Annotated in this window: 12 protein-coding genes and 1 tRNA gene; 7 read left to right on the forward strand and 6 right to left on the reverse strand. The window is 38.1% G+C overall.

Translation table 11 applies throughout. The features are described 5' to 3' along the window. Window position 1 precedes the first annotated feature (1 nt). The 3 genes from ANA_RS16015 to psbD form a co-directional block, all read right to left on the reverse strand. Window positions 2–439 carry an RrF2 family transcriptional regulator gene (locus tag ANA_RS16015; RefSeq protein ID WP_015081082.1) on the reverse strand — a complete coding sequence of 146 codons (438 nt, stop codon included), beginning with the start codon at window positions 437–439 and terminating at the stop codon, window positions 2–4. Window positions 440–720: 281 nt separating this feature from the next. Next, window positions 721–2478, reverse strand: a complete 1758-nt coding sequence (locus ANA_RS16020) for an iron uptake porin (protein ID WP_015081083.1) — start codon at window positions 2476–2478, stop codon at window positions 721–723. Between the two features lie 1111 nt (window positions 2479–3589). Beyond that, complete coding sequence (gene psbD / locus ANA_RS16025; protein WP_015080309.1) at window positions 3590–4645, reverse strand: photosystem II D2 protein (photosystem q(a) protein); 1056 nt, start codon at window positions 4643–4645, stop codon at window positions 3590–3592. Between the two features lie 294 nt (window positions 4646–4939). On the opposite strand from psbD, the gene ANA_RS16030 reads away from it, so the two are divergent. The 7 genes from ANA_RS16030 to ANA_RS26085 all read left to right on the forward strand — a co-directional run bounded on the left by ANA_RS16030 (window position 4940) and on the right by ANA_RS26085 (window position 10727). Continuing rightward, window positions 4940–5212 (forward strand): hypothetical protein, encoded by a 273-nt coding sequence (locus ANA_RS16030; protein WP_015081084.1) that lies wholly within the window; start codon window positions 4940–4942, stop codon window positions 5210–5212. 14 nt (window positions 5213–5226) lie between these two features. After that, window positions 5227–5895 (forward strand): ABC transporter ATP-binding protein, encoded by a 669-nt coding sequence (locus ANA_RS16035; protein ID WP_015081085.1) that lies wholly within the window; start codon window positions 5227–5229, stop codon window positions 5893–5895. 1 nt (window position 5896) lies between these two features. Further along, a complete protein-coding gene (locus ANA_RS16040; protein ID WP_041458107.1) occupies window positions 5897–6136 on the forward strand; it encodes a hypothetical protein in 240 nt (79 codons plus the stop codon). Between the two features lie 566 nt (window positions 6137–6702). Further along, complete coding sequence (locus tag ANA_RS16045) at window positions 6703–7251, forward strand: NYN domain-containing protein (protein WP_015081086.1); 549 nt, start codon at window positions 6703–6705, stop codon at window positions 7249–7251. Window positions 7252–7410: 159 nt separating this feature from the next. Further along, window positions 7411–7482 (forward strand) — tRNA-Asn (locus ANA_RS16050). A 154-nt stretch (window positions 7483–7636) separates the two neighbouring features. Further along, a complete protein-coding gene (locus tag ANA_RS16055; protein ID WP_015081087.1) occupies window positions 7637–9742 on the forward strand; it encodes a TonB-dependent receptor plug domain-containing protein in 2106 nt (701 codons plus the stop codon). 652 nt (window positions 9743–10394) lie between these two features. After that, entirely contained in the window at window positions 10395–10727 is a 333-nt protein-coding gene (locus ANA_RS26085; RefSeq protein ID WP_015081088.1) for an SDR family NAD(P)-dependent oxidoreductase, read from the forward strand. Between the two features lie 253 nt (window positions 10728–10980). Here ANA_RS26085 and ANA_RS16065 read toward each other — a convergent pair whose 3' ends face one another. The 3 genes from ANA_RS16065 to ANA_RS16075 form a co-directional block, all read right to left on the reverse strand. Beyond that, window positions 10981–12240, reverse strand: a complete 1260-nt coding sequence (locus ANA_RS16065) for a glycosyltransferase (protein WP_015081089.1) — start codon at window positions 12238–12240, stop codon at window positions 10981–10983. A gap of 991 nt (window positions 12241–13231) precedes the next feature. Further along, window positions 13232–14491 carry a glycosyltransferase gene (locus tag ANA_RS16070; RefSeq protein WP_015081090.1) on the reverse strand — a complete coding sequence of 420 codons (1260 nt, stop codon included), beginning with the start codon at window positions 14489–14491 and terminating at the stop codon, window positions 13232–13234. 198 nt (window positions 14492–14689) lie between these two features. Then, a complete protein-coding gene (locus ANA_RS16075; protein ID WP_015081091.1) occupies window positions 14690–15157 on the reverse strand; it encodes a DUF2141 domain-containing protein in 468 nt (155 codons plus the stop codon). Window positions 15158–15394: the final 237 nt, after the last annotated feature.

The following is a 15394-nucleotide window of genomic DNA, read 5'->3' on the forward strand; positions in this document are numbered from 1 at the left end:
TTCAAATGTAGTACATGATATCCAACTGCTTCCGGGAATCCCGTTTTTCACAAAGATCCTGAAGCGAATAATTTTGTAATACTGAATTTGCTGCCTGACGTGCTTCTTGCCAAATTTCTGACACCACAGAATTATCTAAACTTGTGAGGTTAGTATTTTGTTCACCAGTCTGCACATCTAAACCTTCCAAACATTCTAAAATCTCAAAGATACTAATTTTCCGAGGTTCTCGCGCCAATAAATAGCCGCCTTTTGAACCCCGTTGACTTTTAACTATACCCCCCCGCCGCAAAGTTGCTAACAGTTGTTCCAAATAGCGATCAGGTATCTTTTGTTGCAGAGCGATTTGCCGAATTTGCATCGGTTCACCGTTTTCGTAATGAGTAGCCATCTCTAATAACGCCAAAATTGCGTATTCAGATTTACATGATAATTCCACAAGCAGTAGTCCAAGATCAAAATTGAAGGATGAAAATGAGCAAAACCTCACAGTTAGAGACTTCCAAGAAATAAATTATCCTAAGAAACGAACCACAGAGGCACAGAGTACACAGAGAGAGAATTTCTGCATCAGTTTTGGGACATTTTTTTATTTGGAAGTCTCTTAAGCTCTTTTCCAGTATACTCCGGTTCTTAACTGGGGTTTTTCTCTCCACAAAAAAACCCCGCCATGAGGCAGGGTCAAATCACGTTGAAACTTATCAACAAACTTTTAACTATTTAGAAGCTAAAAGTTGTTCTGAGTGTACCAACAAAGGCATCATTACTGGTATTATTTTGTCCAGGAGATGTCATCCAAATAACTCCAGGAGTTACGGATACATTTTCAGAAACGCGATACTTATAAAAGCCTTCAACTTGGTATGGAGTCTCTCTACCAGTCGCACCTAGTGAGTAAGGTTGAGCGCCACCGAAGATACCCAAGACGTTACCTTTCTTACCAAAATCAGGTAAAGCTAAACCTGCACCATAGCTCCAAGCTTCCTTATCATCATTAGCTCCAAAGCCTGTAACATCATGGTAGGAAACGAAACCACTCAAAGAGAGTTTATCGCTAGGCTTGATAGCTGCGGAAATACCGTAGGAGTTGCTGGAAGAGGCACTAGTTGATGGAGCATTGAGAATTGTTCTGTCCGCACCTAAAGAATTCGCTTGTGCTGTACCTACCAAAGCACCACCATCAAATCCTGAATCAAATAAGGTGCTACCTGCTTTTTGATAACCATGCACATAGGTTGCAGCCAAAGCAACGCGATTACCAACATTAAAGTTCAACTGACCTAAAGCCGCATAGTTACCGTCGAACAAGCCATTACTTGGGGCAGGACTAGCAGCATTTGAGACCGAGTTATTTGAAGCCAAGTAACCTAATGTGATTGAACTTGGTTTCAAGAAACTACTACCAGGTTTACCAAACGGGACATTCAAGGCAATACCAGAACCACCACCAATCCGGTAGATGGGGTTTTCAGAAGCAAAGGTACTTAAAGCCCCTTTACCACCATCTGTTTTATCAAAAAAGTAAGGATTGTTAACAGCCGCATAATCACTATGTTGCCCACCACTAGCTGAAAGATAAACTCTTGCAGGTCCTAAAGGAGCTTCATAAGTTAATTTGTCAATTTCAACGCTGTTAGCAGGACTAGTGCTACCGACTTCAAAGGTTTGCTTACCAACTCCACCAGCATTAATAGGATTACCAGTTTTATCTCGGAGACTAAAGCCTGTGGCATTACCAGCAGCCAAACGGGTTGTTAATATATCTCTACCCGTAAAGCTGGTTTCCAAGCCTAAACGGACTCTATCTTGGAATACTGCCCGGTTAGCTTTGCCTGTCTCGCTGCCAAAAGCATCAGTGACAGCAAAAATAGCTTCACCTTTTAATTTAGTGGTAGTGGAGAATTGATTGGCTTCTAATTCAGCAGTCCGTCCTTCTAAAGCATCTACCCGGCCACGTAAAGTTGCCAATTCCGCAGAAAACTCTTCTTGCAAACGCTGTAATGTTGCTAGATCCTGTTTTGTCACCATATCAGCCGTTGCTGTGGCAATCAATTCATTCACACGATCTAAACAAGCATTCAAACCAGCCGCAAATTCGTAACGGCTTAAAGCCCGATTACCACGAAATGTGCCATTGGGATAACCCGCAATACAGCCGTAGCGTTCAACCAAGGACTGCAAAGCTTGGAATGCCCAATCTGTAGGTTGCACATCAGAGAACTGGGAAACTGATGTTACCTGATTTATGGAAGTATTGTTCTCGTTGCTGTAGCGGTTGACCTGAGCTAAAACTTGAGCTTCTTTGGTTTCTGTCGCCAATACTGCTGGCTGTTGGGAAACTTCTGCTGTAGAGGAAGTTTCAATTGATGATGCTCCCTTGGTGGTACTTGGTGCGGCTATCGCTGTTGAAGATACTAACAACGCTGCTCCCAAAATTGCTGGGCTAACCACCAGGGATTTCCACAAAATATTAGACATTTTTCCTTTTCTCCTCACACCTTATATGGATAACATGAGTTCGCTATAGCTAACTGTTTACAAACGCGAAGTCTTGTTGAAACCTGTGCAATAGGTATGGCTGACACCAATTCCACAATCATAGCTTTCACAAGGCTAACAATTGATTAATTAATCGTTAAACTTCCATGCAATTAACTTATGCAAAAACTTTCTGACCATATCCTGCCATTATATTATAGTTTTTTCTAATAATCAACATAAGATTTTTTGATTAAGTAGATGTCAATTTTTCTAGTAGTATATTATCAGTTACACCAAGTAGATTTGACTTCTTTAAACTCATATCGAACTTTTCTTACACTGAAGATTAGCGAATAAGCTTCGGCATTGAAGAATTTAGATAGGTTTTGAAATATACTTTCAATCAAAACCTTTCCACATTAATTATCATTTGTTCGCAATGGGTGTTTTGTTTTCACTCCAAAAACCTGACAAATATAAATGATAGGCGATCGCTAACAAATGTTCCACAACAATAATTTACAGTATTACGTTGCAAATTGTTGTCAGCAAATATCTAAATATTGCCTTATGCTACTGGTTAAAAATTACTACTTAGTACCATAAAACAAAATCAAAAAATTAGATCAAACAAGCTTTTTCGGCTTTTTAAATAGTTAATTCACTGACTCGGTTGTGTACTGGTTTCAACCAAAAACCACCCTTAAAAACTATCCGCCCTGATTTAGATCAGATAATCTAAGTCAGGGCGGTCTAGCGGGTCTTCAAGTTGCAACCAGACTGCCGGAAGGAACTCCGATGTTAAGCCTAGTTAGTTGAGCTAACTTAGTATCTCAAGAGAACTAAAGCTAACTTTTAGAGAACAGCCCCGGCACACAGCCGGCTAACTGCAACTTGATGACCCATGGGTATACTACTTTCTATCATGGGCATCACCTCCTTGTTGCCTAAATGGTCTTAGTTTCAAAAGGGGCAAAGCAAAATGCTTTGGGTTTTTAACCTGAGACTACCATAACACAATCACAAAAATTTGCAATACCTGAATTTAAATTTCTGCCATAAAAAAACCCCTACCAATAGGTAGAGGCTAATTCAAAGATGATAAGTTCTAGAGAGCGTTACCGCGTGGTAATACTTCTTCAGGGAATACGAACTGTTCGTGGGGTTGATCTTGAGGAGCCATCCAAGCGCGGATACCCTCGTTTAGTAAAATGTTTTTGGTATAGAAAGTTTCAAACTCTGGGTCTTCTGCTGCCCGTAATTCTTGGGAAACGAAGTCATAAGCCCGCAGGTTTAATGCTAAACCAACGATACCAATGGAACTCATCCACAAGCCTGTCACAGGGACAAACAACATGAAGAAGTGTAACCAACGTTTGTTGGAGAAAGCAACTCCGAAAATCTGTGACCAGAAACGGTTTGCTGTCACCATGGAGTAGGTTTCTTCAGCTTGGGTGGGGTTGAAGGCGCGGAAGGTATTTGATCCTTCACCATCTTCAAATAGGGTGTTTTCTACTGTCGCACCATGAATGGCACAAAGTAAAGCTCCACCTAAGATTCCCGCTACACCCATCATGTGGAAGGGGTTGAGTGTCCAGTTGTGGAAACCTTGTAGGAATAGGAGGAAACGGAAAATTGCGGCTACTCCAAAGCTAGGTGCAAAGAACCAGCTAGATTGTCCCAAAGGATACATCAGGAACACGCTGACGAATACGGCGATAGGACCGGAGAAAGCAAGAGCGTTATAAGGACGCAGACCGACGAGACGGGCGACTTCAAATTGGCGTAACATGAAGCCAATCAAACCGAATGCGCCATGTAGGGCTACGAAAGGCCACAAACCACCGAGTTGAATCCAACGGGTGAAGTCACCTTGAGCTTCAGGACCCCACAGGAACAACAGGGAATGCCCCATGCTGTTGGCTGGTGTGGATACTGCTACTGTTAGAAAGTTAGCTCCTTCTAAGTAAGAAGATGCTAGTCCGTGGGTGTACCAGGAAGTGACGAATGTTGTACCGGTCAGCCAACCGCCTAATGCGAGGAAGGCACAGGGGAATAATAATATTCCTGACCAACCTACGAATACGAAGCGATCGCGCTTTAGCCAGTCGTCTAATACGTCAAACCACCCTCTACTAGGGGCGCGTCCAACTGCGATGGTCATGAGAGCAAATCTCCAAAATGTTTTATAATTACGGATTTTATGCGTTTATAGATGGCGAATATGAGCCGCCTACACAAAATTAACCAGATTGTCAATCTAGTTTACAATTTTTTACGCTCTCTATCATAATAGGTGAAAATCTCTAATTTTGCTAGTGCGCTAGAAAGAAAATTTTATTTGAGGATTGGAAGGGTAGGAAGGTAGGGAAAAATTTCTTAGCAACTGACAACCGACAACTGACAACTGACTAATGACGCTAGAATGGGTTTTAAAGTGAAAATTCATTAATTCTAAATGTTTACCATTGACTTAAGCATCAGAAATACTGCTTTCCCTATATCAGTACAACGCAAGTCTACTGAAGATGCCGAAGCTGTTTATCAGCTAATTTTGGCGGCCATGCGCTCTGGCAATCCTGATCTTGTGGAACTCAAGTGCGAAGGCAAAACAGAGAAAAAAATTGCTGTTCGTGCTAGTGAAATTTCGGGAGTCCAGATTATCCAAAAAGATAGTGCAGCTACTAGCAGTGGTAGAGCGCCTGGCTTTGCTGCTTTTAGTGCTGAGTAACCCAAGGTGTAAACATGACAGCAGTGGGCATTGAAGTTAATAATTTAAACTTCTTTTGGCCTAATGGGGAGCAAGTGATCAAATCTTGCTCTCTTCAAGTACCTAAAGGTGAGTTTTGGATGCTTTTGGGGACCAATGGCAGTGGTAAATCTACGCTTCTGAGATTAATAGCGGGTTTACTAGCTCCTCAATCTGGGGAAGTTATGGTTTCACCTCCTGTTGGTTTTGTGTTCCAAAATCCTGATCATCAATTGGTCATGCCAACGGTTGGTGCAGATGTGGCTTTTGGCTTGGTGGCGGAAAAGTTACAACCTGCTATGGTGAAGGCTAGGGTTGAGGAAGCTTTGGGGGCAGTAAATTTATTGTCTCTACAGCGACGACCTATTTACGCCCTTTCTGGGGGACAAAAACAACGGGTGGCTATTGCTGGAGCGATCGCTCGTCACTGTGATGTTTTATTATTAGATGAACCCACTGCTTTACTAGATCCAGATAGTCAACTCGATTTAGTCGCTAGTGTGCGTAATTTAGTTAAAAGTCGCGGGATTACGGCTTTGTGGGTAACTCATCGGTTAGAAGAGTTAAATTACTGTGATGGTGCTTTTTTATTGGAAAAAGGCTGTTTAGTTGATTCTGGTGCAGCAGAACGGCTCAAACAGCGATTAATTCAAGTACATCATTAGGTTGAGTAGGAGTCAGGAGTCAGGAGTCAGGAGTCAGGAGTCAGGAGTCAGGAGTCAGGAGTCAGGAGTCAGGAGTCAGGAGTCACCGAGTCAGGAGTCAGGAGTCAGGAGTCAGGAGTCAGGAGTCAGGAGTCAGGAGTCAGGAGTCAGGAGTCAGGAGTCAGGAGTCAGAAAAAAGAAGAAGAAAGAAGAAGAAAGAAGAAAGAAGAAAAAAGAAGGAAGAAGAAAAAAGAAGAAGTAAAAGCCCTAATTTTGAGAAATTTTTGACCAGATGCCAGAATACAGGATGCTGTATAGGTATCTGGTTTTTTACTATAGCGAAATATAAAATTTTGCAGATTGGGCAATACTATTGCCAAAATAAGAGCCTTGATAATTTTTGGCAAAAACGGCAAAAATAATCATATATAAGCGTTTCGATGAAAAGGTAGTTTAGAATCTAAAACCCTTATCCTACCGTCAATACATTTAAAAAATCCTTGTCGGAAACCTTTAAGGAATTTTTAGGGGTGATTGTTTTTGCCAAGCAAGAGCGAGGAACGGGAGTTCATGGTTAAAGCATTATCATCTCACCCTCGTAATTTGACTAAGGTATTGATTGGGAAAAAATATTTTTTTAGAGAAAACAACTTCAGCAAGCCTGATTTTTAGGGGTATTTCCGGAATTATGGCTTCTATCTTAGGGTCTATTTTTGATTGAAAGAAGCATTTTTTATTTTTTGTAACATGGGGTTACAAGCAATGCTTCATTTAATATGAGTCTTATGAATGATTTTTGTTAACTCTAGATAATTGTGATTAAAAACCATGTCTCGTTCCATAGTCCCGGCCGTTCTCTTAGTAGACGGTTACAATATTATAGGCGCTTGGCCTTGCTTGATAAAAACCCGTGATTATGCCGGACTCGAGGCTGCACGGGGTGAGTTGGTGGAAGCAATGACTAATTATAGTGCTTTCCAAGGTTATGACACTCAGGTGGTGTTTGATGCTCAATATCAAAACACTCCTAGCAACAGAGAAACTATTACAGATTTTTTAACAGTACATTATACGGATTTTGGCCAGACCGCAGACACATATATCGAAAAAACCTGTGCGTCTCTCCGTCACCAAATAGCCCAATCTTTACTTTCTCGCATGATTGTCGCTACATCAGATCGGGCGCAGCAGTTAACAGTTCAAGGGTATGGTGCGGAATGGTTGTCAGCGCATCAGCTATGCGGTGAAGTGGAAACTACTGTTTGTCGGATGCGCCATAGGTATCAGTCACAGAAACAACCTAAAAGTAGATTTCTGATGAATGGAATTGATGCTAAAGCCAGACAAAGACTAACGGAATTACGCATGGGATTATAGATTTTATAATTGATAAATCTCTGAATGTCGCTGCTGGAAAGGGTTTGGGGTATTAAAAGTGAGAGGTTTCAGCAGCAACCAAAAAAAATTTAAAAAATTTTGCCAAAACCACTTGCATTAATTTGGATTTCGGTTTATTATAGCTAAAGTTAAGAGCGTTCCTCAGTAGCTCAGTGGTAGAGCGATCGACTGTTAATCGATTGGTCGCTGGTTCGAATCCGGCCTGGGGAGTTTAAATAAATAAAGCATGAGGCAGAAAATAATCAGCTTCATGCTTTGTTTTTTGTCTGCAAACAAATATGACAGCTTGTCTTTTGACATTGTTGCTATTAATACGAGAAAATCATAATCAGTAATTGTTGTTACCGGGTGTGAGTTCAGAAATATGAATAAGAGTTGTTTTTTTCTGCCAGTTTCTTTACTAAGTTTACTGGTAGTTGTTCCTGTCGTGGCTGCTGATAATCAAAATAATAAAAATGCAGTAAATTCAGATATTCCTAGTTTAAATGAAATCGAATTACCCACCACAAATGCTGAATTATTAACTCAACAACCAGCAGTAAATGAAGTTAAACAAGAACCTACGTCAGAACCAGATTTAAATCCTACAAATGATCCGGATATATCTATAGAAACCATTGGCGAAAAAGATATTCTTCCCGAATCTACTCCTACTTATGTAATTGAAAAAGCAGAAATTCAAAAACAGGGTGCAACTAGCGTTGCTGATGTTTTAAAAAAAATGCCCGGTTTTGCTATCAATGATGTTGGACATGGTGCAGATATTCACACAGGTACATACTATCGAGGAGCTTCAATTAATCAGTCTGTATTTCTGATTAATGGCAGACCAATTAATAGTAATATCAATACATATCATGGTGGAACAGATTTAAATAGTATTCCTGTAGAGGCTATTGAAAGAGTTGAATTATATAGCGGTACGGCTTCTTCTTTATATGGTTCTTCAGCCTTTGGCGGAGTTGTCAATATCATTACTAAAGAAGGTTATGGTAAACCTAAATTAACTGGTAGTGCAGAATTTGGCTCATTAAATTTAAATAATCAACAGGTAACTTATGGGGGTTCAACGAATAAAGTTAAATACAACTTTAGCTTTGAAAGATTTTTTATAGATAACCGTTATCTTGTTCCTGTTGGTGCAGCAAATCGTGATACCCAGGGATATTTATTTAATGCTGATACAGCTACAAGCACTTATTTTGGTAGTGTCGGAATAGATTTAGATCCTAAAAACTCTTTGAATTTAGATGTAACTACACTTAGTAGTCGTCGGGGGTTAATTTATTTCGGTTCTCGATATTCTGGCTTACAACTACAAAAAGACCGATTAGATCATGATGGTTTAAATCTTGGCTTATCTTGGAAAACTCGACTTGGTAAGGAAGAAAATTCTAATTTAACAACTACATTGGGTTATAACCGAGACTATTTTAGCACTTATGGACCAACTGGGGCAACATTTTACAGAACCGGAATTTTAGATACTCAACAATTCAAAACTCGGATAGATCATGAATGGAAAATTACTCCAAATAATCAATTACGATGGGGGTTGGATTTAAAAAATACTGATTTAATTGGTGATGTTATTAGTACAAATCCTGACCTAATTTCTAAAAACGAAAAAGAAGATAGAAGTGTTTTAAATACGGCCTTATTTGCTGTGAATACTTGGAAAATTAGCGATGCTTTCCAAACTGATTTAGGAGTAAGACAAAACTTTGATAGCCAATTTGGGAATTATTTTCATCCTAGTTTTGGTTTAAGTTATGCTGTTAATCCAGCTATTGCATTGCGTGGAAGTTGGGCAGGGGCGCAACGCAATCCTGGGTTGGATCAATTATATGTTTTTGATACGGTTCATAATTGGAATCCTAACCCAGATTTAAAACCAGAAATTGGTTCTACTTGGACTGCGGGAGTAGATGTCAAATTCTCGGAAAAACTGTTAGGACAATTTACTTATTTTGGTAGTAGTTTAGATAATCGTTTAGCTGTTGACTCCAAGACCTCAACATGGACAAATATTGGTTTAGTTGATACCAATGGTTTAGAAGCTGCATTGCAATTAAAAATTGCCCGTGAGTGGTCAACTTTTCTCAACTACACTTATACAGATGCTCAAATCAAAACTGGCACTGAAACAGGATTACAGTTAGGGTTAATTCCCTACTCTTTGCTGCAAACTGGAATTGGTTATCAAAACAATGGATGGCAAGGCAATTTATATGCTACTTATAATAGTGGTTCTCGTCGGTCTGTTTTTAGTAGAAATCTACCGGGAGAAAGAAGTACAGATTTTGCACCGTCTTTCTTTAATTTAGATTTTAGTGGCCGGATTCCTGTCAGTAAAAATTTGGGACTAACTTTTTACCTAGAAAATATTCTGGGTGAACAATATGAACGAGTTAATCGGATTTATAGCCCTGGTTTTACTTTCCGTGTGGGTTTAAATTCTAGTTTATAATTAGTATGTTTGGGTTGAAAATTAGCCACTGAGTTTTTCGCTTACCAAGTGTTCCTATAAAAACAAAAACCCCAGAAGTAAAACTTCTGAGGTATAAAGAGTTTTAGGAACGATTGAGAACAATAGCAATCTTGTGATCAGTTGGAGTAGGCAATCTTTAGACTGATCACAAGCTGGCTTTGTCAGCATCTCAAACTAAGAACCTAAAAGCCCACAGGTCAACTACTTAAATACTCTAGCAGGGGTCTTTTTATCACAGTAGCCAAGTTGGCGTTTTTTTAAATAATTTATTTCATGCTTCATGTGGTATTAACGATTACCTAATTTAAATTTCTATTACTAATAATTAAATAACATCTATCAAAAGGTAGATATTACAAAAGGGGTATGACTAACCTGACGTTATCAGAAGAATTCCGCACTTCTGAAAATACTTGTTTAAGGGTTGAAGGAGCGACAATAGACACTACCACATTTATAGAAACTAAAATTTCGGTAGCTATCAAAGTTAGGAAAAAAGAGTGAATCCAGAAATACAGATTTTTTTATTTGAGAGTAATATTGTTAATTGCAATGGGATAAAGGTCATTTTCAATACTGTTCATCTAAGAACATTTTTGCTTTATTAAATCTAAATTAACCATTGTATTAAATGGAAAACCATCATAAATATCGACAAAAAACTGCGCTGATTACAGGATCAGCACATGGAATTGGCTACCAATTAGCTTATGTTTTTGCTAGTCATAGTTACAATCTGGTTTTAGTAGATAAAGATCAAGAAAAACTTGCGGTAATTGCTGAGGTGACAAAATCGCTAGATTTTTTAGAGGCATTAATAGATAATAGGAAAATTACTTTATCCAGTATTGTTAAAAATGTGAATTCTCTGGTGATCGCTTTAATTAGTTCCCATCAAATACGACAAAAAAGTTCAAATAATCCTGATATTTTACAAGGTTCTACAGCCCAAGCTTTTTGGTAAATATTAAGATTATTCTTGGATTAGGTAGGGAGCATCCACTTTTTGTAGATCGCCTTTTTCAACAGTGGATACTCCCAGTAAATAGGGGAATAGAGCTTTTAAAGCTGTAAGCTTTTTGAATTTCTCCTATTTTAGTCAAAGATAGCTTGATAATTTACCCATTTCCTGAAGTTGTCACTCATGATCAGAGGTATTTTGATATCAGTAGCTACTTTGGGAGTTTTTAGAATCTGCTTGACCAATTTACTAATAATTAAATAACATCTCTCTTTTCCCCGATGTTAACTAATTCGTAGAGCTTGTTTTCAAACTTTTGTGTACAAGCTGACCAATCAAATTCAAGAATTGAAGGACGAGCTTGTGCAGTCAATTGATTTTTGAGGTCAGGATTTTCCAAAATTGTGATGACTTTTTGAGCAAAGTCTTGAGGGCTATTAGGTGCAGCTAGAAAACCATTCACTCCAGAAATTACCTGTTCAGCGGTTGAAGGGGCAACAACAGCCACTACGGGAGTTCCAGAAGCTAAGGCTTCGTTGGTTGTGGTACAGAAATTTTCGGTGACAGAAGGGTTGACAAATATATCTGCTTTTGCAAACCAACCTAAAAGTTCTTTACCATGAGATTCACCCCAAATTGTGACACCATTGGGGAATTTTTCAGCCCGACGGCGAATTTCTGCATCCAAGGGACCACTACCAACAATTACTAAATGCACATTAGGAATTTTGTCAGCAATGAGCGGATAAATGTCTAAAAGTTGATTAACATTTTTTTCTGCGGTAATACGTCCTACAAATAAAATAGTTGGGCGTTTATCATCAGGAATTGGATCATAAGAAATATTGCGGGGGTGAAATTTCTCGCAATCAATTCCTTGATAGGGGAGATATTCACTCCGTTGAGCTTTTAGTTTTTGGTATTTAGTTAATTGCTCACGGGATGAAAATAAACTCAAATCGTAAGTTTCACTAAATTGTTTAACTAGAATTGGTAGGAGAGGACGCACCAAATTAAAGAACATATTACCGAAGTAATATTGGATATAGGCAATGATATCTGTGTGAAAAATGGAAATAATAGGTGTGTTTGTTTTTTTGGCATATTTCACTCCCACAGAACGTCCATAACCTTGTAAGAAACCAGAATATAAACCTCTCATTTGTGGGGCTTCTTCCACAACAATAATATCAGGTTGGAAGTGATTAAGTAATTTTGTATCACTCCAATGACGATAGCTTAATGGTTGAGGTAAGGATTTATAAAATATCAGTGGTTCTGTGGGAAATGAGTAAGAAGAAAAATTGATAAAAGATTCTAGTTCCTCTATTCCCGACATGGGACGATTACCAACTTGTTTAGGGTATTTATCATTAATTTCTGGGTGAATTAGAAAAACTTCATGCCCTTGTTTTAAAAGCCAGTGAACTCGTTGATGTACAGCAACAGAAACTCCTGTTAAAAACGGAGCGTATAATCCTGTAAATAAGGCGATACGAAGAGGTTTATTGTGCATAATGATGACCTAATATTGGTGATACTCTAGTTTCCAATGATTCTTGAAATGAGGACTTTTAGATATTGAAGCGAAAATAAAATATCTAAAAATTTCCCGATTTCCCTATAGAGAAGCTGTTAAAATAATGGGAGGTTATCAACCATTCATGAGGAGGTTTTTTGACCAAAAGAACATTCTCATACCTGAACAGAAACTCCTATTAAAAATGGAGCGTATAATCCTGTAAATAAGGCGATACGAAGAGGTTTATTGTGCATAATGATGACCTAATATTGGTGATACTCTAGTTTCCAATGATTCTTGAAATGAGGACTTTTAGATATTGAAGCGAAAATAAAATATCTAAAAATTTCCCCCATTTCCGAAAGAGAAGCTGTTGAAGCTGTAGGAACTTCTTTAGTCTTGATCAGGAGGGTATTTAAACAAAGAAACATTTTCACACCTGAACATAAACTCCTATTAAGAATGGAGCGTATAATCCTGTAAATAAGGCGATACGAAGAGGTTTATTGTGCATAATGATGACCTAATATTGGTGATACTCTAGTTTCCAATGATTCTTGAAATGAGGACTTTTAGATATTGAAGCGAAAATAAAATATCTAAAAATTTCCCCCATTTCCGAAAGAGAAGCTGTTGAAGCTGTAGGAACTTCTTTAGTCTTAACCAGGAGGGTATTTAAACAAAGAAACATTTTTACACCTGAACATAAACTCCTATTAAGAATGGAGCGTATAATCCTGTAAATACAGCACTTCCCGGTGTTATGAGGTACATATCTAGCGGGCAAGATGCCCGCACTACAAGAGTTTCATGATTCAACTTTGTACCTCATAAAAGCGGAAACCGCTGTAAGGCGATACGAAGAGGTTTATTGTGCATAATGATGACCTGATATTGGTGATACTCTAGTTTTCAGTAATTCTTGAATTGGGGAATTTTTAGATATTGAAGCGAAAATAAAATATCTAAAAATTTCCCCCATTCCCTAAAGAGAAGCTTTTGGATCAATTGGTTGATCTAGCCATTGGTAAGGACGGTATTCAATTAACCGAATATTTTCACGTCCTTTAATGCGATAAGTAATTCCCCGCCAGGTAATACTTGATGTCCACAAAGAAGATAGCATAATTAACCCATAAATCCACTGTGTTAAGGGAATTACTATCAACATTTTCAGGATAATTAAAGGCGATAGTTTAGGTATTTTTTCACCTTGATTGTGCAAGATTTGATGTATTCCTAATTCCATCAATAGCATTAGTAAGACTAAGCCAATGGTATAGGAAATATAGGTGGAGAATAGTAAAGCCGCAGCGTCCCATTGAGCCTCAAATAATAGCCGAAAAATAACGATAATGACTACATTGGGGACAATAATACTAGAATATGCTTCACTGACTATAGCTAACCACCGGGGGTGATAAAGTTTAGAACCAATTATTAAACGTTTTAATGATTCTTGTAAGTTATGTAAACTACTTTCTTCCCGATTTAGCATCAATAAAGAAGGAACAAATTTAATTTGTAACTTCTGTTGTTTGATAAGTTTATGAAGAAGCATATCATCTGTTAATACTTCTCCCCACTTATCTAAAAGTTTGATGCGGTTTAACACTTCTGTTTTGATAGCTAATGTTCCACCCCAAGGAATCTGAAAGAGAAACATTTGCACAACAGTAGAAACATTACCGGAGTAGCGAACTAATGAACCCCAATAATTACCTGTGGGAACATACCAACGATTTCCGGTTGTTAGTCCAACTTGATCATCAATGAGGGGGGTAACTAATTCTCGTAACCAATTAGGATGAGCTACGGTATCAGCATCTATAAAAGCTATAATTGGATAGGCATTATCCAAATCAGAAACAGCTTGAACTAAGGAACTGCATTTAAGGCTACAATTATGACGAACTGTTCTTAATATGCTAATTTCAACGTTGGTTGCACCTAGTTGATTGATTGTTTCGGTGGCAATTTTCAAAGCTGGATCTTCTTTACTATCAATGATCAACTTTAAATCATATTCTGGGTAATTTTGTTGTAAGAGCGATCGCAAACAATTAGGTAAAAAAGGATCAGCACCCCGTAAACAGAGAATTACTGCCGTTTTTGGTAACTGTTCATCTGGTAATGACTTGGGTTTGTGTGAACGTAAATACCATAAAAATACTAACGTTAAACAAGTTTGAATTACCAGCCAACCGAACAAAGACTTAGATAGAAATATCATAAAATCTGGCATTATTTCTATAGTCTTAGAAAGGAGTCGGGAGAAAGGAGTCAGAAGAAAGAAGGAATTAAGTATACAGCACTTTCCGGTGTTAGGAGGTACTTATGTAGCGGGCAAGATGCGCGCACTACAAGAGTTTTATAATTCAAGTTTGTACCTCATTAGAGCGAAATCTGCTGTAAATCCTAATTCCTAATTATAAATTCTCAATTAAGGATCAAGAGAATACTTTAAAAAGATATTAATGCTAGTATTCTTGTCAACTTGAAAACTGGCATTATTGAACTTAGGTGTTCCCGTGCTGATAGAAACAGGAGGATTTTTAGAAATCCCAAAACCCTCTTGAGGAATGCCAAAAAAGTCTTTATTGAGTTTGCGATCGCCATTTTGATCATCAACTACAGCTACAGCATAAGTTCCCGGTTTTAATCCAGAAAATACCCGCTTTATAGAACTACCTGTAATTTTAGTACAACCACTTTTAACTTCACTTTTAGCATTATCGGGAAATCCTTTTTCAGAGTTATAAACTCTCATACAAATTTCCCCAGTTTTGTTAGTAATACCATTAACAACCACAGTTAAAGATCCTGTTGATTCAGCATAGGCTATGTCTGTGAAGTTAACAGTTAGTAAAGTAGCAAGCAAGAAATTACTAACTTGGAATATTTTCAACATAGATCAATATTTCACCCGTAATAAGTTTAGAGGAATTTAATAGTAGTTTTTTACTACTAAAAGTGATTTGTTGTCCAATAAATTGCTAAGTAATGGGACAGAATTAATTACACAACTGATTTTTCTGTTCCCTGTTCCCTGCGATGCACTGAGCTTGTCGAAGTGTTCCCTGTTACCTCTCTCAACGAGTGAATTTAATTTTGTCCGACTAAGTAGGTGAACACAATAAAACCAAAC

It is taken from the genome of Anabaena sp. 90, from assembly GCF_000312705.1.
GTDB lineage: Bacteria > Cyanobacteriota > Cyanobacteriia > Cyanobacteriales > Nostocaceae > Dolichospermum > Dolichospermum lemmermannii.

Excerpts from the sequence above, each read along its gene's own strand:
- psbD (WP_015080309.1), bottom strand. The coding sequence starts at position 4,645 with ATGACCATCGCAGTTGGACGCGCCCCTAGTAGAGGGTGGTTTGACGTA.
- ANA_RS16035 (WP_015081085.1), top strand. The coding sequence starts at position 5,227 with ATGACAGCAGTGGGCATTGAAGTTAATAATTTAAACTTCTTTTGGCCT.
- ANA_RS16055 (WP_015081087.1), top strand. The coding sequence starts at position 7,637 with ATGAATAAGAGTTGTTTTTTTCTGCCAGTTTCTTTACTAAGTTTACTG.
- ANA_RS16070 (WP_015081090.1), bottom strand. The coding sequence starts at position 14,491 with ATGCCAGATTTTATGATATTTCTATCTAAGTCTTTGTTCGGTTGGCTG.
- ANA_RS16075 (WP_015081091.1), bottom strand. The coding sequence starts at position 15,157 with ATGTTGAAAATATTCCAAGTTAGTAATTTCTTGCTTGCTACTTTACTA.
- ANA_RS16020 (WP_015081083.1), bottom strand. The coding sequence starts at position 2,478 with ATGTCTAATATTTTGTGGAAATCCCTGGTGGTTAGCCCAGCAATTTTG.
- ANA_RS16045 (WP_015081086.1), top strand. The coding sequence starts at position 6,703 with ATGTCTCGTTCCATAGTCCCGGCCGTTCTCTTAGTAGACGGTTACAAT.
- ANA_RS16065 (WP_015081089.1), bottom strand. The coding sequence starts at position 12,240 with ATGCACAATAAACCTCTTCGTATCGCCTTATTTACAGGATTATACGCT.
- ANA_RS16030 (WP_015081084.1), top strand. The coding sequence starts at position 4,940 with ATGTTTACCATTGACTTAAGCATCAGAAATACTGCTTTCCCTATATCA.
- ANA_RS26085 (WP_015081088.1), top strand. The coding sequence starts at position 10,395 with ATGGAAAACCATCATAAATATCGACAAAAAACTGCGCTGATTACAGGA.